Origin of the sequence: Streptomyces sp. V3I8, assembly GCF_030817535.1 — a bacterium.
In the GTDB taxonomy this organism is placed as follows: domain Bacteria; phylum Actinomycetota; class Actinomycetes; order Streptomycetales; family Streptomycetaceae; genus Streptomyces.
This window is the reverse complement of record NZ_JAUSZL010000002.1, coordinates 6,044,658-6,066,366: the sequence shown is the minus strand read 5'-3', so window position 1 is coordinate 6,066,366 and position 21,709 is coordinate 6,044,658. Positions and strand designations below refer to the sequence as shown.

Here is a 21,709-nt window from a genome sequence, read left to right as displayed (position 1 = left end):
GCGTCCCGGCCCACCCGCCACGCTGAACTAGTACGCGTTCTAGTTCTGCTTGCAGTCTGCTGACCCGGCGTCCGCCACCGCAAGGGTCGTGCAGCTCCCGGATTTCGGGGTGCCGTGCCCCTTGCCTCTTGTAGAACCCGTTACTACCTTCACGGCAGTTCCCGGTTACTGATGGGCCGTCAGAACCCGCCGTCGCACGACCTGGAGGCCCCGATGCCCTGTCCGGCCCTGCCCGACGGGTTCGACCCCACCGATCCCGATCTGCTGCACCAGCGCGTCCCCCTCCCGGAGTTCGCCGAACTGCGCCGGACCGAACCGGTCCGCTGGATCCCCCAGCCGCCGGGCCTCGCCGGCTTCCAGGACGAGGGCTACTGGGCCGTCACCCGGCACGCCGACGTCAAGTACGTCTCCACGCACCCCGAGCTGTTCTCCTCCACCCTCAACACCGCGATCATCCGCTTCGGTCCGCACATGGAGCGGGACGCGCTCGACGCGCAGCGGCTGATCCTGCTCAACATGGACCCGCCCGAGCACACCCGGGTCCGCCAGATCGTCCAGCGCGGTTTCACCCCGCGGGCGGTGCGCGCCCTGGAGGAGAACCTCCACGCGCGCGCGGGCCGCGTCGTCGCGGACGCGCTCGCGGAGGCCGGTCCCGGCGGCTCCTTCGACTTCGTCACCCAGGTCGCCAGCGAGCTGCCCCTGCAGGCGATAGCCGAACTCATCGGCATCCCGCAGGACGACCGCGCCAAGATCTTCGACTGGTCCAACAAGATGATCGCGTACGACGACCCGGAGTACGCGATCACCGAGGAGATCGGCCAGGAGGCGGCCACTGAGATCCTCGCCTACGCGATGAACATGTCAGCCGACCGCAAGCAGTGCCCCGCCAAGGACATCGCCACCACGCTGGTGGCCGCCGAGGACGAGGGCAACCTCGCCTCCGACGAGTTCGGCTTCTTCGTGCTGATGCTGGCCGTCGCGGGCAACGAGACGACCCGCAACGCCATCACGCACGGCATGCACGCCTTCCTCACCCACCCCGACCAGTGGGACCTCTACAAGCGAGAGCGCCCGGCGACCGCCGCGGAGGAGATCGTCCGCTGGGCGTCACCCATCGTCGCCTTCCAGCGCACCGCGACCCAGGACACCCGGCTGGGCGGCAAGCAGATCCTCGAGGGCGACCGCCTCGGCCTCTTCTACTCGTCCGCCAACAACGACCCGGAGGTCTTCGACGCGCCGGAGGTCTTCGACATCGGGCGCGATCCGAACCCGCACCTGGGCTTCGGGGGCGGCGGCCCGCACTTCTGCCTCGGCAAGTCCCTGGCCACCCTGGAGATCGACCTCATCTTTCACGCGATCGCCGACGCCATGCCCGGCGTACGCCTGGCCGGGGACCCCCGGCGGCTGCGCTCGGCCTGGCTCAACGGCATAAAGGAGCTGCAGGTCAGCGCCGGTTGAGCGGTCCTCCGGCAGATGATGAACGATTTCGGTCCGTCGAGCGTCTTTACAGGTGGCACAGACACCTCACACCTTCGAAGACTTCGAACGGAAACGCCGAGCCGTGGCCCCAGCCGAACTGTCCCCCGTCCGGGGGAAGAGCGCCGCAGCCTCCCCGAAGCGGGATGTCCGACCGGTTCTGCGACGGCGTCTGCGGCGGCACCGGGTGCCGCTGCTCGCCACCCTGCCGACCGTGCCGCTGTACGTCCTGTGGTGGTTCCTCCTCGCCACCGGCGGCGGTGATCTCGCCGCGCAGGAGGCGTGGGCCGACTTCGTGTCCCGGCACGGCGGATCGGCGTACAGCCTCTTCTGGTACGGCGGGATGCACACCGCCAACTACAGCCTGATCTCGCCCTACCTGATGGCCGCCTTCGGTGTGCGGACGGTCACCGTGGCGGGCCGGGCTGGTGGCCGCCTGGCTGGCCGCGGTCCTCGTCGTCCGTACGGGGATCCGCCGTCCCCTCGGCCCGGCGCTGCTCGCGTCGCTCGCCCTGTGGTGCAACGTCGCGTCGGGGCGTACGACGTTCGCGCTCGGCGTCGCGCTGGGGCTCGCGGCCTGTGTGCTGCTGGTCCGCGAGCGCCGCGTACGGCCGGCCGCTGCGTACGCGGCGCTCGCCACCATGGCGAGCCCGGTGGCGGGCCTGTTCCTGGTCGTCGCGGGCGCCGGCCACGCCCTCGTACGGGACCGGGGGCGGGCCGCGGCCCTGATCGCGCCCCCGGTCGTGGTGGTCGGCACGACGACCCTGTTCTTCCCGTTCACCGGTGAGCAGTTGATGCCCGCCGCCCGGATCTGGCCGCCGGTGCTGATCGGGATCGCCGTGCTGACGCTGGCCCCGCGCGGGTGGCGGGTCCTGCGCCGGGGCGCCGTCGTGTACGCGGCCGGGACGGTCCTCACCTATCTGGTGCCCTCACCGGTCGGCACGAACGTGGAGCGCCTCGCGGAGCTGTTCGCGCCGGCGGCGCTGCTGGCCGCGCTGCTCGCGGTGCCCGGCCCCCACCGCACCGGTGCCGACACCAGCGGTGCCGGCACCGGCACCGAGGAGACCGATGCCGTCCTGTGGCGCGGGCGCCGCCGGCGGCGCGTGGCGTTGACCATGGCCCTGGTGTTCTCCGTGGGCTGGGTCGGCAAGAAGACCGTCGACGATCTGGAGGTGTCGACGGTGGTGCCGGCCTGGGCGCACGACACCACCGGAGTCGTGGAGGCCCTGGACCGGCTCGGCGCCGACCGCACCCGGGTCGAGGTCGTCCCGGCCCGCAACCACCGGGAGGCGACCGCGCTGGCCCCGCACGTGAACCTGGCGCGGGGCTGGAACCGGCAGCTGGACATGGAGCGCGGCCGGCTCTTCTACGACGGCACGTTCTCGCAGGAGACGTACCGGGCCTGGCTGGACCGGTGGGCGGTCGGCTTCGTCGTGCTGCCCGAGGGCAAACCGGACGGCTTCGCGGAGGACGAGGCCCGCCTGGTCAGGAACGGCACCCCGTGGCTGGAGCCGGTGTGGCGCGACCCGAACTGGCGGGTCTACCGGGTGCGCGACGCGGTGCCGCTGGTGTCGCCGCCCGCCACGGTCGTGCGGGCCGACGGCGCCGAGGTCGTGGTGCGCGTCCCGCGCCCCGGCCCGGTCACCGTGCGGGTCGTCTTCTCGCCCTGGCTGCACGCCGAGGGCGGCTGCCTGGCGAAGGAGGGCGAGTTCACGCGGCTGACGGTGAGCGGGCCGGGCGAGTACCGGATCAGCTCGGGGTACGGCCCTTCACCGGGGCCGGCTCCGCGGTGCTGACCTCCCCGGCCTTCCCGGCCTCCCCGGCCTTCCCTGCCTTCCCGGCCTCCTCGGCCTTCCCTGCCTTCCCGACCTCCTCGGCTTTCCCGGTGCCTCCGTCCCCGGCCGGTTGCGTACGCGGCCGGGGTCGCGGGCCCTGGAGCAGGTAGGTCAGCCCGAAGCCCGCGCCGACGACGGCCGCGCCGCCCACCGCGTCCAGCACCCAGTGGTTGCCGGTCGCCACGATCGCGGAGACCGTGAACAGCGGGTGCAGCAGGCCGAGGGCCTTCATCCACCATCGGGGGGCGAGGATCGCGATGACGAGCCCGCACCACAGCGACCAGCCGAAGTGCAGCGAGGGCATCGCCGCGTACTGGTTGGTGAGCGCGGTCAGCGTGCCGTAGTCCGGCTGGGAGAAGTCCTGTACGCCGTGCACGGTGTCGATGAAGCCGAGGCCGGGCATCAGCCGCGGCGGGGCCAGCGGGTAGAGCCAGAACCCGACGAGCGCGAGCAGCGTGGCGAAGCCGAGCGCCGCCCGCGCCCAGCGGTAGTCGGCGGGCCGACGGGCGTACAGGACGCCGAGCACGGTCAGCGGGACCACGAAGTGGAACGACGTGTAGTAGAAGTTGAAGAAGTCCTCCAGCCAGCCGATCCTCACCACCGTGTGGTTGACCCAGTGCTCGATGTCGATGAAGAGGAACTTCTCGATCGAGTGGACCTGCTCGCCGTGGTGCTCTGCGGTGGCCCGGCCCCCCGTGTTGGTGCCGCCGGTCGCCGCGAGCCTGACCTGCTGGTACGCGGAGTAGCCGACGCGGATCAGCAGCAGTTCGAGGAGCAGGTTCGGGCGGGTGAGGACCCGGCCCAGGAACGGCAGCAGGGGTACGCGCCTCCACCGCGTGGGCACCGGCTGCGCGTACCGCGTCGGGACCGGTGAGCGGTAGTGCTCGGACGTACGGGACAGGAACGGGACCGCGGTCGCCGCGGCGAGGGCGGCGAGCAGCACGACGTTGTCGCGCAGCGGGTAGAGGACCGCCATGTTCGGCAGCATCATCTTCGCCGGCAGGGTCATCACCAGGACGACGGCGACCGGCCACACATACCGGTCGCCCGCCTTCTTCCCGACGCGGCCGGAGAGCGCGAGCAGGACCCACAGCAGCTGGTGCTGCCAGGTGGTGGGCGCCACGGCGATGGCGACGCAGCCGGTGACGGCGACGGCGAGCAGCAGCTGTCCGTCGCGGGCGTAGCGCACGGCGCGGCGCAGGCCGAGCACCGCGACGGCGGCGGCGAGCACCAGGAAGAGCGCGATCTCCGGCGGGCCCTCGACACCGAGCCGCAGCAGCGCCCCGTGCAGCGACTCGTTGGCGAGGTCGTCGGCGGGCCGGCCGAGCCCGACCCCGGCCAGGTGGTGCACCCAGTAGGTGTACGAGTCGTGCGGCATCGCCGCCCACGCGAGCGCGGTGGCCGCGGCGAAGGTGAGGCCGGTGGAGACGGCGGCCCGGCGGCGGCCGGTGAACCACAGGAGCGGCGCGAACAGCAGGACGGTCGGCTGCAGGGCGGCCGCGAGACCGATGAGCAGCCCGCTCGTCCGTTCCCCGCGTACGGCGAAGCAGCCGAGGAGCACCAGCAGGACCGGGATGATGCTGGTCTGGCCGAGGTACAGCGTGTTGCGCACGGGCAGGGACAGCATCAGCAGGCTGATCGCGACCGGCGCGGCCAGCAGGGCGGTGCGGCGGCTGACGGGCTGCGGCAGGGCGCGTGCGGCGACCACGCCCAGGGCGACCACCAGCAGCAGCGTGCCGAAGGTCCAGCCCCAGCCGAGGGCCTGCTCGGCGGCCCTGGTGAGGGGTTTGAGGACGAGTCCGCCGAAGGGCGTGCCCGTGAACCGGGTCGAGTCGTACAGCGAGCCGTTCACATGCAGCACGCCCTCGGGACCGACCCAGGTCTCCAGGTCCGTCAGGCGTTCGCTGTCCGGTGTGTTCAGGACGGTGGCGAGCTGTCGTACCGCCAGGACGGCGGCGATCAGCCAGAGGCCCGCGCGGACCATGCCCAGCCGTGCCCTCGCCGTCCCGGGCGCCGCCCCGAAGGCCTCACCTGGTCGTCCACCGTGCTCCACGTTCGCCACGCGCCGTCGGACCTCCCGCCCCGTTCGTCCTCTGCGTCCCATGAGCACTCGTGAACCCCATGGGTCCAGTAAGCCCCATGAGCCCCATGAGTCTTGTGCGCCTGTTTTCTCTTCGAACCCTAAGAGGCTCGCACCACCTCTGTTGTGAGACGCGGGCAACCCCCTCTTCACCTGACGTCCTTCATTCTTTTGTCCCGATGAAGGTGTTGTAAGGCCGAAGAGGCCCTCTGGCGCGCCGCCACGCGAGGCCGTGACGGGAATACGGCCACCCGGTCCGCGGGTGACCGGCTATATTCGGCAACAGAACTAGTTAGTTCAGCTAACTAGACAGACGAAAGGTCCGCCGTATGAACGAGCCGCAGCTCTGGCACGACGTGGACGCCTACTTCACCGGGCTCCTCGCCCCGCCGGACGCCGCCCTGACCGACGCGCTGCGCGACAGCGACGCCGCCGGACTCCCCCCGATCAACGTCGCCCCCAACCAGGGCAAACTGCTGCATCTGCTCGCCGTCGTCCAGGGCGCGACCCGCATCCTGGAGATCGGCACGCTCGGCGGCTACAGCACCATCTGGCTGGCCCGGGCCCTCCCCGAGGACGGCAGGCTGATCACCCTCGAGTACAGCGAGCAACACGCCGAGGTGGCCCGGCACAACCTCGCCCGGGCCGGTCTGGACAAGATCACCGAGGTACGGGTGGGGCCGGCCCTGATCGGCCTGCAGAAGCTGGCCGACGAGCGGCCCGCCCCCTTCGACGTGGTCTTCATCGACGCGGACAAGGTGAACAACCCGCGGTACGTGGAGTGGGCCCTGGAGCTCACCCGGCCGGGCAGCCTGATCATCCTCGACAACGTCGTCCGCGGGGGCGCCGTCACCGACGCCACCAGCCAGGACCCGAGCGTGCGCGGTACCCGCGAGGCGCTGGACATCTTCGCCACGCACCCCAGGCTGACCGCCACGGCGATCCAGACGGTGGGGGTGAAGGGCTACGACGGATTCGCGCTGGCGCGCGTCCTGCCGTAGCCGTAGGCCGCGGTGCGCGCGCCGGGCGCGGGTGCCGGGTGCGGGTGCCGGGTGCGGGTGCCGGATGCGGAGGCCGGATGCGGAGGCGGGCGCAGGTGCCGGGTGCGGAGGCGGGCGCAGGTGCCGGGTGCGGAGGCGGGCGCAGGTGCCGGGCGCCGTGCCCGGGAGGCGGCTACCGGGCGCAGGCGCCGTGCCCGGAGGCGCGCACCTGGCGCAGGCGCCGTGCCCCGGAAGCGGACGCCGGGTGCGGACGCCGGGCACGGGCGCCGTGCCCGGGAGGCGGCTACCGGGCGCAGGCGCCGCGTTCGGAGGCGCGCATCTGGCACAGGCGCCATACCCCGGAAGCGGACGCCGGGCACGGACGCCGGGTGCGGGCGCCGTGCCCCGGGGGTGGCTGCCGGGCGCAGGCGCCGCGTTCGTAGGCGCGCACCTGGCACAGGCGCCATGCCCCGGGGCGGCCGGGGCTCTCGGCGGGGTCGGGGCGGGCCGGGGAGGTCCGGAAACCCTAGACCTCCTGGTAGAAGCCCACGTTCACGCTGCGCGGGCCCGTGCGGTCCACGATGACCAGCTCGCCCGCGCCGCCCTTGGGCAGCTGTGCCGTCCCGCCGTACGGGAGTGGCTGCTGGGCGTCGCCCACCAGCGCGAAGCGCACCTCGGACGACGGGTCTTCGTGCGAGCCCCGCAGCCAGGTCACCTGCCAGGTCCCCTCGGGTCCGCACAGGAACTCCAGGTGGACCCGCGAGACGAACAGCCAGTCGTCTGGCGTCGCGAGGCGGCACACGCCCCGGTCGCGCCCCACCCGCAGCATGGCGCCCGGCTCGCTCGACGCCTCGGCCATCTGCATCCCGGCCGTCGCGCCGGCGTCGGCCCCGGACACCGAGGCCATGGTCAGTTCGAGCACGTGCGCTCCTTCGTTCCGCGCGTTCCCGCGGTCCAATTGTGCCGCGCCGGGGCACGGTCGGCGCCCGGCGACGTATCGCCGCCGAATGATAATTCGCCCGGCCGCGCACCGTCCGGCACAGTCGCATACCGTTCGGCCTCCGTGGGGCGCCGTCAGCCGTCGTCGGTCGCCGTCGGTGACCGTCAGCGGTCGCCGGCGGTCGTCCGGGCCCCTTTGGCACAATGGGGACATGACCGAGCGCAAGCCTCCCGGCGTCAGCTTCGAGTCCTGGGTCGACAGGCAGATCCGCGAGGCGGAGGCCCGCGGCGAGTTCACCCAGCTCGCCGGAGCGGGCAAGCCGCTGCCGAGCGGCCCCGACACGTCGTACGACGAACTGTGGTGGATCAAGCAGAAGATGGCCCGCGAGGGCATGTCCGTGCTGCCGCCGACCCTGGCGCTGCGCAAGGAGGCGGAGGACGCCCTGGAGGCGGCCGCCGCGGCGCCCTCGGAGCGGGTGGTGCGGCGGATCGTCACGGACATCAACGCCAAGATCCGCGACATGATGTTCAAGCCCCCGCCCGGCCCGCCCCTGGGCCTCAAGCCGTACGACGTGGAGGAGATCGTCCGGGCCTGGCACACCGCCCGCACGACCTGACTCCGCACGGCGGACTCCGCACGGCCTGACTCCGGCCGGGGGGGCGGGCTCCGGTTTCCGGCCGGCCCGGCTCCGGGCACGCGCGAGGCCCCGCCCGGGGTGTCGTCCGGGCGGGGCCTCGTACGTGGCACGCGGTACGCGTGGTCCGGTCCGTCGCGCACGCGAGTGCGCCGGCACGGCGGCCGGGGTCAGATCTTCAGCAGGCGCTCCGCCAGTTCGCGGTAGTCCTTCAGGGCCAGCCGGAGCTGTTCCGTGTCCGCCTTGTCACCGTCCTGCCAGGACGTGCGCAGGGTGCGGCGGCGCTGGTTGACGGCGTCGGTGAACCGCTCCGCCACCTCCTGCAGCACCTTGTCCGCCTCCTCGACCGAGCCCTTGGGCCCGTCGACGAACCCGGTGACCGCGTGCTGCAGCCGCAGCGACCACGTGTCGCCCTCGTCGTGCGGCATGAGCCGCCCGCTGGTGCCCGACGGGGTACCGGCCTTCACCCTGGCCTCGGCGCCCAGGAGTCCCTCGCGGGACGCCCCGGTCCTGCCGTCCGTGCCCTTGCCGGTGACGCCGTCCGGAGCCGGCGAGCGGTCGTGCCCGGCCGGGCCGGGCCCTGCCGGGACCGGCTCGCCGTCGACGACCGTGTCCCGGCCGCCACGAGCCCGCTCCTGCGCCGCCGTGTCACGACCACCCAGGACACCGTCCCGGTCACCGCGGCCCGGGGACGCCGGGACCGGCTCGCCGTCGACGACCGTGTCCCGGCCGCCGCGGGCCCGCTCCTGCGCCGCCGTGTCACGGCCACCCAGGACACCGTCCCGCGTACCCGAACCGGCCCGGGCCGTGCCGCCGGTGCCGGTGCTGTTCCCTCCCGGGGTCCTCGGCGTCCCCGGCGTCTGCGGGGCCCCCGAGGCTCCGGGTATCCCCGGGGCCCTTGTCGGATCCTCCCGCTCGTCCCGCTGCTGCTGGTCACGGGACGGCCCTGCGATGTTGTCCGGCATGCGTCTCAACTCCCCTTCACGTGGCGCCTGTTGAGCGCCCACGGCGCGTGCGAGCGACCGCGGGAGCTGTCGTCCGTCGAAGTGCTCGCGGGCACTTCCTCGTCGTCCTTCCGCAGCCGCGCCTTGTCGTCGCGGGCGGAGGTGGTCAGGTTCTCGAAGAGACCGCGGGCCTCGACCAGCGCCTCACGCAGCTCTTCCGTGTCGAGCCGCCCGGCGGCGCCGTTCGCGTGCGCGGCCAGATGGACACGCCGGTAGCCGTTCACGTGGTGTGCGTGGTGCACGGACAGCGCGGAGAGCTGCTCCTCGTAGTGGTCGTTGCCCGGGAACCCGCGCGCGCCCGCCACCTCGGCGAGCAGCCGGTCCGCCTCGACGACGGCGTCCCGCGGCGAGTCGACGAACTGCTCCTGCACCGCGGTCCAGCGGACCACGTACCGCTCCCGCGCCGTGGGGTCCAGCGGCTGCTCACGCAGCGAACCGTGCCGCTGCACGCGCTCCTCGAGCTCACGCTCGGCGGCCTTGGTGTCGCCGTCGTGCCGGGCCACCGCCCGGTCGTACTCGGGCCCGAAGCGCCGCTTCAGACCACGCCCGCCGCCCGCCCCGCGGGCCATCACTTGCCGAGCGATCACGGCGGCGACAAGGGCCACCGCGATCACGATCAGAACGATGATCACGCCTGTGGACATGGATTGCCTTCCGGGTTCTGGGCCCAGTGGGCCGGTTCTCTCGATCGGATTGCCCGGACTCCGGCGCGCAAACGGGCCCTTGTGCAATCCGAGCCGCAGTCGCGCGATCGTGGCGCCCGCGCACGTCGTCCCGGTCCCGCGAACGCGGCTCGGACAGCGCCTCGAAGAGAGCCTCGGACAACGCCCCGAACAACACTCTCGGGGCATGCAAGTGACGTCCCGCGTCCCGCGAGCGGCTTCCCGCGCCCTACAAGTTCCTTACCGGACAGCTCACTTGGCGGTCCGCGACCGGCCGGCCGGCCTGGACGCCGACTCCTCGTAGGGTCGTTCGGCGTCGGAACCGCACAGCTCGGAGTTCAGTTCCGCCACCAGACGGACGAGGTCGGTCGGCCGGTCCGGTCCCCACCAGTCGCCGAGGAGTTCGGCGAGGGACTCCTCCCGGGCGGCGGCCAGCTCCTCGGCCACCTCGCAGCCCCGCTCCGTCAGGACGAGGTCGTGCGCCTCGCGTACGGCGAGACGCCGCTCCTCCACCTGGCGCGCGGCCGTGATGACGACCTGCAGGGGCACTCCGCTGCGCTCGGCGAGCGTGGCGGGTTCGGCCCAGCCGTAGCGCCTGATGCGCAGCAGCAGCCAGCTCGCCGCGGGCAGCAGGTCGTACCCGGCACGGGCGGTGATCTTCTCGTAGATCTGCCGCCGCCCCTCCCGGGTGCCGAGCACGGACAGCGCCCGGCACACCTCGTCGTACGAGGAGCGTTCCACGGGGTTGCTGGCGAGGGTCTGGGTCGCGTCCGGCGCCGTCACCGAGCCGCGCAGCTTGTCCTCGCGCAGGAACCAGGCGAGCGCGAAGCCGACGAAGGCGACCGGGGCCGCGTACAGGAAGACGTCCGTGATGGAGGTGGCGTACGCCTCGACGACGGGCGGCCGGAGCGCGGCCGGCAGCTCGGAGATGATCTTCGGGTCGGACTTCAGCGCGTCGGGGCTCAGGCCCGCCGGGAGTTCCCGTCCGCGCAGGACGTCGGCCAGCTGGTCGCTCAGACGGCTCGCGAAGACCGAGCCGAAGACGGCGACGCCGAACGAGGCGCCGATGGAGCGGAAGAAGGTGGCGCCGGAGGTCGCGACCCCCAGGTCCTCGTACGAGACGGCGTTCTGCACGATCAGGACGAGGACCTGCATGACCAGGCCGAGTCCCAGGCCGAACACCAGGAAGTACGCGCTCATCTCGCCCGTGGAGCTGTTCACGTCGAGCCGGTGCAGGAGCAGCAGCCCGAGGGCCGTCACCGCGGTGCCCACGACGGGGAACACCTTCCAGCGGCCGGTGCGGCTGACGATCTGCCCGGAGACGGTCGAGGAGAGCAGCAGCCCGGCCACCATCGGCAGCATGTGCACGCCCGACATGGTGGGCGACACGCCCTGGACGACCTGCAGGAACGTCGGCAGGTACGTCATGGCGCCGAACATCGCGAAGCCGACGACGAAACTGATGACGGCGGCGAGGGTGAAGGTGCGGATCCGGAACAGCTTCAACGGGAGCACGGGTTCGGCGGCGCGCCGCTCGACGGCCACGAACGCCACGGCGAGTACGACGCCGAGGACCGTGAGGCCGATGATCTGCGGCGAGACCCAGGCCCAGGTGGAGCCGCCGAGCGAGGCGACGAGGACCAGGCAGGTGGCGACGGCCGCGATCAGGAACGTACCGAGGTAGTCGATCGTGTGCTTCCTGGAGCGGACCGGGATGTGCAGGACGGCGGCGATGACGGCGAGCGCGACGACGCCGACGGGGAGGTTGACGTAGAAGACCCAGCGCCAGCTCAGGTGCTCGGTGAACAGGCCGCCGAGCAGCGGGCCGAGGACGCTGGTCGCACCGAAGACCGCGCCGAACAGGCCCTGGTAGCGTCCCCGTTCGCGGGGCGGGACGAGGTCGCCGACGATCGCCATCGACAACACCATGAGTCCGCCGCCGCCGAGACCCTGGAGGGCGCGGAAGGCGATCAGCTGGGGCATGTCCTGCGCCATTCCGCACAGCGCCGAGCCGATCAGGAAGATCACGACGGCGATCTGGAACAGCTTCTTGCGGCCGTACTGGTCGCCGAGTTTGCCCCAGAGCGGGGTGGCGGCCGTGGAGGCCAGCAGGTAGGCCGTGACGACCCACGACAGGTGGTCGAGGCCGCCGAGGTCGCTGACGATGGTCGGCAGCGCGGTCGACACGATCGTCTGGTCGAGCGCGGCGAGAAGCATCCCCAGGAGCAGCGCCCCGATCGGGATGAGCACTCCGCCGTGCGTCTGTTCCGGCGGGGCGTCGGCGCCACGTCCGCGGTCCTGGCCGCCGCGGGATGTCTTCCGTATGTGCAAGGCGTCCGCGCCGCGCGCGTCCTCGGCCATGTGGACCTCCCGGCCACGAGAATCCCGTTCCTCTTCCATCCTGGTCGGTGTGACCTGTTATGGCCTGTTGAATCCAGCCAGGAGTCGCCAATTCCGGGGGTAACCCGGAGATTGTGTGGAGGCGGTCTGCATAATCGCTGGAGTTCGTACGGGGAGGGATCCACACGTGAGTGACCGGAGCGGTCATATATGTCCTGAATGCGGAGCACCCTGGGCGGCGGAGGGCTCTCCGACCTGCGGCTGCGCGCGCAGAGCGGCGGACGAGCTCCTGCAGACCCGCAGCGCCGAGGCGGCCGCCGCGGAGGACTTCGACCCGCTGCGGATACGCCCCTACGTGGATCTGTCCGTGACCCCGGAGGGCTCAGGGACGACCGACGGCACGGCGGCACCGGGCACGGCGGGGGTGGGCGCAGAGGGGGTGGGCGCAGAGGGGGTGGGCGCAGAGGGGGCGACGGTTCCGATCCCGTCGATCCCCGTCCAGCGCTCCACCTCCGCCGAGGCCCCCACCGCCGCCTCCGGACAGATGAGTTCAGCGGACTCCCGTCCCCGTCCCCTCAGTGACGCGACGACCCCGCTGTCCCGTGCGACGGTGCCGCCGCACCCGGCGAACGTCCAGCTCTTCGGGGACGGGTCACCGCCCAGCCCTCCCGACCTCGACGGCCCTGGAGGCCTCGAAGGTCCTGACGGGAACACGAGCCGGCGCCGCCGCTTCGCGCTCGTGGGCGCCGGGGCCACCGCGGTCGTGGTGGCCGCCGCCGGGTTCGCGAGCGGACTGTTCTCGTACGAGTCGCCGTCGCGCGGCAGCGCCGCCCCGGACGACATACGCGCGAGCGTGCCGGACACGTCCGTGGAGGAACCGTCCCCGTCGGAATCCGGTTCCCCGTCCGCGTCGTCGTCCCCCTCCGCGTCCGCGTCCGCGTCGGCCGGCGAGAGCACCGAGCCGGAGGCCTCCGGTTCGCCGACGGCCTCGGCCACCGCGTCGTCCCGGGCGAGCGCCACGACGGACGCGCCCTCGGCCGAGAACCCGACCAGCACCACGAAGCCGTCCGCGACCCCGACGGACAGGGTCGAGCCGGTGGTCCTGCGCCGCGGCGACAAGGGCCCGGAGGTCGTCGAACTCCAGTCGCGCCTGAAGCAGTTGGCGATGTACGTGGGCGAGGCGAACGGCGACTACGACAACCGGACCGAGAACGCCGTACGCAGCTACCAGCTCACCCGGGGCATCCAGGACGGCCAGGGCGTCTACACGGAACAAACCCGCCAACGCCTGGAATCAGAAACATCGGAACCGTAGACACCCCACCCCGAAGACACAGACCACGGCTCACTCCCCCACCCTGAGGGGGGCGCGCCCTCAGGGGCTCGCTCTTCAGAAGCTCGCTCTTCGTAGGCGCGCCTTCAGGGGCGCGGGGAACTGCGCGGCCCGCCCCCACGGGCCCGCACCCAAAACACACCCGCACCCCCGCCCCCCCTCCAGGGGCGCGGGGAACTGCGCGACCAGTCCCCGCAAGCCCGCAGGCAACGGCACGCGCACACCCCCGTCACCCCACGCGCAACCGAACCCCGCCCCCACCGACCGCCTCGACCCGGACCCCCCGAAGATCCCGCACCACCGCATCCGGCCGATGAACCGCCGCCCGCGCCCCCACTCCGACAACCCGCATCCCGGCGGAGCGCCCCGCCACGATCCCCGCCCCGGAGTCCTCGAACACCACGCACTCCTCAGGCGCGACCCCCAGCTCGGCCGCCCCCTTCAGGAACCCCTCGGGATCCGGCTTGCTCGCCCCCACGGACTCGGCGGTGATCCGGAGCTCGGGCAGCGAAAGCCCCGCGGCCCTCATACGCGCCGTGCTCAGCGCGACGTCCGCGGACGTGACGAGCGCGTGCGGCACCCCCAGCTCCCGCAGCGCCCCCAGGAACTCCCCCGCCCCCTCGACCGCCACGACCCCCTCCATGTCGGCCGTCTCCTCGGCCAGCATCCGCGCGTTCTCCGCGTGGTTCTGCTCCATGGGCCGGCTGGGCAGCAGCATGGCCATCGACGCGTACCCCTGCCGCCCGTGGACGACCTTCATGACCTCGTCCCCGTCGAGCCCGTGCCGGTCGGCCCAGCGGCGCCACACGCGCTCGACGACGGCGTCCGAATTGACGAGGGTGCCGTCCATGTCCAGCAGCAGGGCACGGGCGGTCAGCACGGTCGGGGCCATCGGCATGCTCCAAAGACGTGGGAAAGAGCCCCCGGAGGGACAGGCGCCGGGGACAAGGTGGCCCCGCCCGCCGGTCAGGGAGAACGGACGGGGACCACTTTGTTCCCCCACGGTACAAAACAAAGCGACATCCCCGCTACCCGCCCCCACCGATCCACCGAATCCACCGGATCCACCGGATCCACCGGGCGAGCCGGGTACGCCGGGTACGCCGGGTACGCCGGGTACGCCGGGCCCATCGGCCCCATCAGGCGCGTCAGGCGCGTCAGGCGCGTCAGGCGCGTCAGGCGCGTCAGGCGAGCTGAATCCACCGGATCCATGCGAGACCTCCGCAACCCCCGACGCGCACCCCATTCCGCACGAGGGCACAACAAAGAGGACAGGCCGGCCCGGAAATCCCGGCGCGGCCCTTGTCGTGTCATGCCCACATCACTAACTTCTCACCTGACGCACACCTCCCGGAAACCCGCCTCCGGGAGCATGCGGTGCCCGCACGTCAACTTCCCCCCACCCAAAGGGAGTTCGCATGCCCAGGATCTACGCGCGTCGACGGCTGAGTCTGGTCGCGGCCCTCACCGGTCTGATAGCCATGGCCGGGCTGTTCAACGGCCCGGCCGCCTCCGCCGCACTGCCCACCCCGGTCAGCGCGGCCACCGCCCGCACGTACCTCGCCTCGCTCACCGTGGCGACCGAGGACCGCACCGGCTACGACCGCGACCTCTTCCCGCACTGGATCACCATCAGCGGCACCTGCAACACCCGCGAGACCGTTCTGAAGCGTGACGGCACGAACGTCGTCACCAGCTCCGCCTGCGCCGCCACCAGCGGCTCCTGGTACTCGGTCTACGACGGCGCGACCTGGACCGCGGCCTCCGACCTCGACATCGACCACCTCGTGCCGCTGGCCGAGGCCTGGGACTCCGGCGCCGACGGCTGGACCACCGCGCGGCGCCAGTCCTTCGCCAACGACCTGACCCGTCCGCAGCTCATCGCCGTCACGGACAACGTGAACCAGTCGAAGAGCGACCAGGACCCGGCCGAGTGGATGCCGTCCCGCACGGCCTACGCCTGCACCTACGTACGCGCCTGGGTCCAGGTGAAGTACTACTACGACCTCTCCGTCGACTCCGCGGAGAAGACCAAACTCAGCTCGGTCCTCAGCGGCTGCTGACACACCCCCGGCAGGCTCGGGGACCGCGATCTTTGGAGATATCTCACCGGTCTTCCACCGGTCTCTCACCGATTGCCTGCCGATTGCTCGCCGGAATGTCCCCACCGGCCTCCGTCGTTCCGTACCGTACGGGGCGACGGAGGAGGGTGATCACACGTGGCGAGTCTGCGCCTGGGTCCACTGCTGAGGTACGTCGACGGCTCGTCCGCGACCGTCTGGGTCGAGGCGAGCCGTCCGTGCGCCGCCGAGGTGCGCTGCGCGGACGGCACGAGCGGTGAGGCCCGGACCTTCCAGATCTCGGGCCACCACTACGCCCTGATCCCGGTGACCGGGCTGACACCGGGCACGACCACCTCGTACGAGGTGCTGTTCGACGGGGCGCGCGTCTGGCCGCTGCCCGACTCGCCCTTCCCGCCCTCGGCCATCCACACCCCCGTGGACGACCACGAGACGGTGCGGGTCGCCTTCGGCTCCTGCCGCTGGGCCTCACCGCCCGAGGGCGAGAAGGACCCGGTCGGCCCGGACGCCCTGGACACCCTCGCGGTACGGATCGCCGCGGACCCGCAGGGCGAGCGCCCGGACGTCCTGGTGCTGCTGGGCGACCAGGTGTACGCGGACGAGGTGTCCAAGACCACCCGCCGCTGGCTGGAGACCCGCCGCAGCCTGGACGAACCGCCCGGCGCCGAGGTCGCGGACTACGAGGAGTACACGCACCTCTACTACGAATCGTGGCTCGACCCCGAGGTGCGCTGGCTGCTCTCCACGGTCCCGAGCTGCATGATCTTCGACGACCACGACGTCATCGACGACTGGAACACCAGCGAGGCCTGGGTCGCCGACATGCGGGGCACCCCCTGGTGGCGCGAGCGCGTGCTGAGCGGCCTGATGTCGTACTGGGTCCACCAGCACCTCGGCAACCTCTCCCCCGACCGCCTCGCCGAGGACCCGCTGTACGCGGCCGTCCGCGACACGCCCGACGGCACGGACGCCCTGCGCACCTTCGCGGCCCGGGCCGACGCCGACCCGGCCTCGGTCCGCTGGAGCTACCGCCGCGACTTCGGCCGCACCCGCCTCCTGATGGTCGACAGCCGCGCCGCCCGCGTCCTCGACGAGCAGAACCGCTCGATGCTCGACCCGGCGGAATGGGACTGGCTGCGCGAGCAGATACTCGACGGGCGGACACCGGACGCCGGACAGGCACCGGAAGGACAGCTTCCGAAGGGACAGCTTCCGGAGGGACAGGCGCCGGCCGGGGGAACGCCGGACGTCCCCGGCCCGTACGACCACCTCCTCATCGGCACCTCGCTGCCCTGGCTGCTCCCCAACCTCGTGCACGACGCGGAGGCCTGGAACGCCGCGACGTGCCGGGGCGAGCGGGGCGAGCGCTGGGCGCGGCGCGGGGAGAAACTGCGGCGGGCGGCCGACCTGGAGCACTGGGCGGCCTTCCCGACCTCCTTCGACAGGCTGGCCGACCTGATCGCCGAGGCCGGCTCCGGACCCCAGGCACCGGCGACCGTGTGCGTGCTGTCCGGGGACGTCCACCACGCGTACGTCGCCGAGCCGGTCTGGCGGGAGAGCACGGCGGGGCCCGACGCCCGGGTGCTCCAGCTGACCTGCTCCCCCGTCCACAACTCCATCCCGGCCTACATCAAGGTCGGCTTCCGCTTCGGCTGGAGCGGGACGGGCCGGGCGATCGGCCGGCGCCTCGCCCGGCACGGCAGGGTCGCTCCGCCGCCCGTCGACTGGCGCAAGACCGGCGGCCCCTGGTTCGGCAACCAGCTGATGACACTGACCCTGCGCGGCCGTTCGGCCCTCCTGCGGCTCGACCACGCGCGCGAGGAGCCCGGCGGCGGGGCCCGCCTGCGGACGATCGACGAATCCGAACTCAGCTGACCGCTCACGCCGTTCGGCACGGGCAATTGTGTACGTTGCCCGTGTAGAGCCTTGTTGTGCGTGATGCTGATGCTTGGTACCCGCGAGTCCTGTGAGTCCCGTGAGGCATCCCACAACCGGCCCCGATGATCCGTTCCAGGGGTCGGTTCCGGTGGTGCGCGACGGCATGATGATGCGGACCGCCCGCTTCCAGTGGGCGTCAGTGCCGCACATGCCCCACCTGTCCGGGAGTCTCACCCTTGTCTGCAGCGACCGCGGAGCCGACGGAACCGACGAGGAACACGGAGGCCGCGGGGCCCGCCGGGTCCGCGGATCCCGGGCCGCCGGAGCCGGCAGGACACGTCCACGTGGCCCTGGTCGGTGCCGGGCCGCGGGGCACCAGCGTGCTGGAGCGCCTCTGCGCCTCCGCGCCCGAACTCCTCGCCCCGGGAACGCGGTTGACCGTCCACGTCGTCGATCCGTCACCGCCGGGTCCCGGCCGCGTCTGGCGCACCGCCCAGCCGGCCGAGCTGCTGATGAACACGGTGGCCTCCCAGGTCACCCTCTTCACCGACGACAGCGTCGACTGCTCGGGCCCGATCCGCCCCGGCCCCAGCCTGCACACCTGGGCCGGTGGCCGGCTGGGTCCGGACGAGTACCCGAGCCGCGCCCAGTACGGCCACTACCTGGAGTGGGTCTTCACCGAGGTGGTCCGCGGGGCGCCGCCCGCGCTGCGGATCGAGACGCACCGGGCGCGCGCGACCCGCCTCGACGGTGCGGCCGACGGCCACCAGACCCTCGCACTCGACAACGGCCGTACCCTGACCGGCCTGTCGGCCGTGGTCCTCGCGCAGGGCCACCTGCCGGCGGTCGCGGACCGGGCACAGGAACGGCTGTCCGCGTACGCCGGGTGCCACGGCCTGCGCCATGTCCCGCCCGCAAATCCGGCGGACCTGGACCTCTCCGCCGTCGCCCCCGGCGAGACCGTCCTCCTGCGCGGTCTGGGTCTCAACTTCTTCGACCACATGGCCCTGTTGACGACGGGCCGCGGCGGCCGTTTCCTGCGCACCCCGGCCGGTACGCGCTACCTGCCCTCGGGCCGCGAGCCGCGCCTGGTGGCCGGTTCCCGCCGCGGCGTCCCGTACCAGGCGCGCGGCGACAACGCGAAGGGCCCGTACGGCCGGCACGTCCCGCTCGTGCTGACCCCCGGGACCGTCGCCGGCTTCCGCAGGCGCGCGGACTCGGGCGAGGCGCCCGACTTCCTCACGGAGATATGGCCGTTGGTGGCCAAGGAGGTCGAAACCGTCTACTACGAGAAGCTGTTGACGCGTGGCGGCACGCCCCTGAGCGATTTCCGCGAGCGTTTCCTCGCCGTGCCGCACCGGGACCCCCGAGAGGCGCTCGTCCTGGACGGGTTCGGGATCCCGGAGGCCGACCGCTGGTCCTGGGACCGGGTCTCACGGCCGTACGGCGGACGCGTCTTCACCGGCCCCGGGGACTTCCGGGGCTGGCTGCTGGACCACCTCCGCGAGGACGCCGAGCAGGCCGCGCTCGGCAACGTCGAGGGTCCGCTGAAGGCGGCTCTCGACGTGCTGCGCGACCTGCGCAACGAGCTGCGGCAGATCGTCGACCACGGCGGGCTCGCGGGCCTGTCGCGCCAGGAGCACCTGGACCGCTGGTACACGCCGCTCAACGCGTTCCTGTCCATCGGACCGCCGCGCCGCCGCATCGAGGAGATGGCCGCGCTGATCGAGGCGGGCGTGCTGGAGGTGCTCGGCCCCCGGCTGGAGGTGCGGGCGCAGGGCGGGGCGTGGGTGGCACACTCGCCGGACGTGCCCGGTTCGACCGTGACGGCGACGACCCTCGTCGAGGCCCGGCTGCCGGAGCCGGACCTGCGGCGGACCGCCGACGCGCTGCTGGCCCGGCTGCTGAAGACGGGCCAGTGCCGCCCGCACACCGTGGACGGTTACGAAACCGGAGGGCTGGACGTAACACAGCGCCCCTATCGTCTGATCGACCGTCAGGGCCGCCCGCACCCACGGCGGTTCGCGATCGGCGTGCCCACGGAAGGGGTGCACTGGGTGACCGCCGCCGGAGTCAGGCCGGGGGTGGACTCGGTCACCCTGTCGGACGCCGACGCGGTGGCGCGGGCCGTCCTGCGGACGGCTGCCGCGCAGCCGGGGCGGCCGGAGCGGCCGGAGCGGCCGGAGCAGGCGGAGCAGGCGGAGCAGGCGGAAACCGCGCCCGTGCCGTCCGAAAATCCGTGGCCAAAAGTTGAACTTGCAAGCATCGAATAGGCACACCTAACGTAGAGCACTCACTCGGTTACGCCCCCACCGGTCCCCCCGGGACCGTACTCAAACCGAAGGAGCTCCCCCTCATGACCGGACGCCTCAACAGCGCCCAGCCCTACGCCGTCGGCCTGTTCCGCATCGTCATCGGCCTGCTCTTCGCCTGCCACGGCGCCGCGTCGCTCCTGGGCGTCCTCGGCGGCCTGGACGGCAAGGGCGCCACCGTGGAGACCGGCGCCTGGCCGAACTGGTACGCGGCCGCCATCGAGCTGGTCGGCGGCACCCTGGTCCTGCTCGGCCTCGGCACCCGCGTCGCGGCGTTCGTCTCCTCGGGCGCCATGGCCTACGCGTACTTCAAGGTCCACCAGCCCGAGGCCCTGTGGCCGATCGAGAACAACGGCGAGAGCGCGGCCATGTACTGCTGGTCGATGCTCCTGCTCGTCTTCACCGGCTCGGGCGCGTTCGGTCTCGACCGGCTGCTCCCCGGCCGTTCCTCCGCACCGGCCGGGCGGAACCGCCCGTCGGAGCCCGTCACGGCCTGACGTGTGGCGCAGGCGGGTGAACATGGCGTGACGAACACCCGAGCCCCCTGTGGATCTCCTGCCGGACCCGACGCGTACGCTGTATGGCTGTCACAGGCCGCTCCTGCCGCTCCCCCGCGACACCGCGGCACACGGCACGATCGGGCTCACGGGGGAGACACAGGGGAGTTCCGGTGCTTGAGAGTGTGGGGTCGCTGTCCGGCACCCCTTGGATCTACAGCCAATGGATCTACGCCGTGGTGGCGCTGTCGGTCCTGTTCGACGTCTTCCTGCCGGTGCTGCCGAGCGGCGTCCTCGTCATCACGGCGGCGACGGCGGCCGCGGCGGGCACCGGAGCGGCCACCCGGCACGTGCCGGACATCCTCGCGCTGATCCTCTCGGCCGCGACCGCGTCGGTCCTCGGCGACCTGGTGGCGTACCGGCTGGCCTGGCGCGGCGGCGAGCGGCTGGACCGCGCCATCGCCCGCTCCCGCCGCCTGAGCGGCGCGCAGGAACGTCTCGGCGCGGCCCTCGCGCGCGGCGGCGGCGCCCTGGTCGTCCTCGCCCGCTTCGCGCCCGCCGGCCGCTCGGTCGTCTCGATTGGCGCGGGCGCCGCGCACCGCCGGGTCCGCGATTTCCTGCCCTGGTCGATCCTGGCGGGCCTCGCGTGGGCCGCGTACAGCGTCGGCCTCGGGTACTTCGGCGGCCAGTGGCTGGGCGCGACCTGGCTCGCCTCCGGCATCTCGCTGGTGGCGCTGTTCGGGGCGGGGGCGGGGGCGGCCTACCTGATGCGGCGCCCTTCGCCGGTGGCGGTGTCCGCACCGGTGGCGGTGTCCGTACCTGTGGGGGTACCCGTACCGGTGACCGCGCCGGACCCGGGCACGGGCGCGGGCGTCTGAGACTTCCCGCGGACCTCCAGCCCGGCCAGCAGTTCGGCCGTGGCGGCCGTCACCGCTTCGACCGCGCGGTCGAACACCTCACGGTTGTGGGCGGCGGGGGCGCGGAAGCCCGAGACCTTGCGGACGTACTGGAGAGCGGCGGCACGGATGTCGTCCTCCGTGGCCTCTTCGGGAAGGACGGGCGGTCGGAGTGTCTTGATGCTGCGGCACATGCGCCCAGTCTCGCGCGCGGCACTGACAACGCGAGTTCGGATGAAGTCCCAGTTCGAGTGAAGTCCCAGAAGGAACTCGCATCATAAAATCGAACAGGCGTACCATTACCGCGTGGCTGCGACCTATGACTTCCCGAGCGATCTCCTGTCCGGTCAGGAGGAGTTGCACCAGGTCCGGGCCGAACTGCTGGCCCTGCTGAAGCGGCTTCCCTGGTCGGTCGAACCCCTGGACGGCTTCAGCGACGACCACGGCTGGCGCAAGGTCGAACGCCCCGCCTCCCCCGGCTGGACATCCGACGAACAGGCCGAGGTGGAGAAGCTCCGGGAGCGCGAACGCGAACTGGCGGTCTTCGTGACCTGCCACCGCTTCTGGTCGGAGGTGACGGCCCCGGAGAAGGTGGACGCACGGATGACGCTGAAGCACGTACGGGAGCGGGTCCCGGAGCCGGAGCGGGTCCCAGAGCCGGTCCCGGGGCAGGTCCCGGACCTGGAACCGGGACCGGCCCCGGAGCCGGACCCGGACCCGGACCTGGATCCGAGCCCGGAGCCGGACCCGGACCCGGATCC

The 21,709-nt window shown here is 72.5% G+C and carries 15 protein-coding genes and 3 pseudogenes; 11 read left to right on the top strand and 7 right to left on the bottom strand.

What is annotated here, in order from left to right; translation table 11 throughout:
• The first annotated feature begins 213 nt into the window (after positions 1-213).
• The gene (locus QFZ75_RS26900) at positions 214-1,458 is read left to right on the top strand and encodes a cytochrome P450 (RefSeq protein WP_307544808.1); all 1,245 of its coding nucleotides are present in this window, start codon (positions 214-216) and stop codon (positions 1,456-1,458) included.
• A 103-nt stretch (positions 1,459-1,561) separates the two neighbouring features.
• Positions 1,562-3,272: pseudogene (locus QFZ75_RS26895) on the top strand (hypothetical protein).
• Here the strand turns inward: QFZ75_RS26895 and QFZ75_RS26890 are convergent.
• Positions 3,226-5,373: a bifunctional glycosyltransferase 87/phosphatase PAP2 family protein gene (locus tag QFZ75_RS26890; protein WP_307540878.1), complete on the bottom strand. Its 2,148-nt coding sequence runs from the start codon at positions 5,371-5,373 to the stop codon at positions 3,226-3,228. The pseudogene QFZ75_RS26895 and the gene QFZ75_RS26890 sit on opposite strands and share 47 nt — an antisense overlap.
• 347 nt (positions 5,374-5,720) lie before the next feature.
• Between QFZ75_RS26890 and QFZ75_RS26885 the strand changes: the two genes are divergently transcribed.
• A complete protein-coding gene (locus QFZ75_RS26885) occupies positions 5,721-6,392 on the top strand; it encodes an O-methyltransferase (RefSeq protein WP_307540877.1) in 672 nt (223 codons plus the stop codon).
• Between the two features lie 505 nt (positions 6,393-6,897).
• On the opposite strand, the gene QFZ75_RS26880 is transcribed toward QFZ75_RS26885, so the two are convergent.
• A complete protein-coding gene (locus tag QFZ75_RS26880; RefSeq protein ID WP_307540876.1) occupies positions 6,898-7,293 on the bottom strand; it encodes a hypothetical protein in 396 nt (131 codons plus the stop codon).
• 229 nt (positions 7,294-7,522) lie between these two features.
• Between QFZ75_RS26880 and QFZ75_RS26875 the strand changes: the two genes are divergently transcribed.
• On the top strand, positions 7,523-7,927 hold the full coding sequence (locus QFZ75_RS26875; RefSeq protein WP_307540875.1) for a DUF1992 domain-containing protein: 405 nt from the start codon (positions 7,523-7,525) through the stop codon (positions 7,925-7,927).
• Positions 7,928-8,115: 188 nt separating this feature from the next.
• Here QFZ75_RS26875 and QFZ75_RS41210 read toward each other — a convergent pair whose 3' ends face one another.
• The 3 genes from QFZ75_RS41210 to QFZ75_RS26860 all read right to left on the bottom strand — a co-directional run bounded on the left by QFZ75_RS41210 (position 8,116) and on the right by QFZ75_RS26860 (position 11,972).
• Positions 8,116-8,910 carry a hypothetical protein gene (locus QFZ75_RS41210; RefSeq protein WP_373465950.1) on the bottom strand — a complete coding sequence of 265 codons (795 nt, stop codon included), beginning with the start codon at positions 8,908-8,910 and terminating at the stop codon, positions 8,116-8,118.
• 5 nt (positions 8,911-8,915) lie between these two features.
• Positions 8,916-9,593 carry a hypothetical protein gene (locus QFZ75_RS26865; RefSeq protein WP_307540874.1) on the bottom strand — a complete coding sequence of 226 codons (678 nt, stop codon included), beginning with the start codon at positions 9,591-9,593 and terminating at the stop codon, positions 8,916-8,918.
• Between the two features lie 270 nt (positions 9,594-9,863).
• A complete protein-coding gene (locus QFZ75_RS26860; protein WP_307540872.1) occupies positions 9,864-11,972 on the bottom strand; it encodes an MDR family MFS transporter in 2,109 nt (702 codons plus the stop codon).
• 334 nt (positions 11,973-12,306) lie between these two features.
• Between QFZ75_RS26860 and QFZ75_RS26855 the strand changes: the two genes are divergently transcribed.
• Positions 12,307-13,266 carry a peptidoglycan-binding protein gene (locus QFZ75_RS26855; RefSeq protein WP_307540871.1) on the top strand — a complete coding sequence of 320 codons (960 nt, stop codon included), beginning with the start codon at positions 12,307-12,309 and terminating at the stop codon, positions 13,264-13,266.
• A 247-nt stretch (positions 13,267-13,513) separates the two neighbouring features.
• Here QFZ75_RS26855 and QFZ75_RS26850 read toward each other — a convergent pair whose 3' ends face one another.
• Positions 13,514-14,182: an HAD family hydrolase gene (locus tag QFZ75_RS26850; RefSeq protein WP_307540870.1), complete on the bottom strand. Its 669-nt coding sequence runs from the start codon at positions 14,180-14,182 to the stop codon at positions 13,514-13,516.
• Between the two features lie 520 nt (positions 14,183-14,702).
• On the opposite strand from QFZ75_RS26850, the gene QFZ75_RS26845 reads away from it, so the two are divergent.
• From QFZ75_RS26845 to QFZ75_RS26825, 5 genes are all read left to right on the top strand, one after another.
• Positions 14,703-15,347, top strand: coding sequence for an HNH endonuclease family protein (locus QFZ75_RS26845; protein ID WP_307540868.1), 645 nt, complete (start codon positions 14,703-14,705; stop codon positions 15,345-15,347).
• A gap of 156 nt (positions 15,348-15,503) precedes the next feature.
• Positions 15,504-17,240, top strand: a complete 1,737-nt coding sequence (locus QFZ75_RS26840) for an alkaline phosphatase D family protein (protein WP_307540866.1) — start codon at positions 15,504-15,506, stop codon at positions 17,238-17,240.
• Positions 17,241-17,587: 347 nt separating this feature from the next.
• On the top strand, positions 17,588-19,516 hold the full coding sequence (locus tag QFZ75_RS26835; protein ID WP_307544804.1) for an FAD/NAD(P)-binding protein: 1,929 nt from the start codon (positions 17,588-17,590) through the stop codon (positions 19,514-19,516).
• 83 nt (positions 19,517-19,599) lie between these two features.
• Positions 19,600-20,052 (top strand): DoxX family protein, encoded by a 453-nt coding sequence (locus QFZ75_RS26830; RefSeq protein ID WP_307540864.1) that lies wholly within the window; start codon positions 19,600-19,602, stop codon positions 20,050-20,052.
• A 173-nt stretch (positions 20,053-20,225) separates the two neighbouring features.
• Positions 20,226-20,930, top strand: coding sequence for a DedA family protein (locus QFZ75_RS26825; protein ID WP_307540862.1), 705 nt, complete (start codon positions 20,226-20,228; stop codon positions 20,928-20,930).
• A 5-nt stretch (positions 20,931-20,935) separates the two neighbouring features.
• On the opposite strand, the pseudogene QFZ75_RS41205 reads toward QFZ75_RS26825, so the two are convergent.
• Positions 20,936-21,142 (bottom strand): annotated as a pseudogene (locus tag QFZ75_RS41205) (DUF2277 domain-containing protein); the annotation flags it as partial.
• 112 nt (positions 21,143-21,254) lie between these two features.
• Here QFZ75_RS41205 and QFZ75_RS26815 point away from each other — a divergent pair.
• Positions 21,255-21,575: pseudogene (locus tag QFZ75_RS26815) on the top strand (hypothetical protein); the annotation flags it as partial.
• Positions 21,576-21,709: the final 134 nt, after the last annotated feature.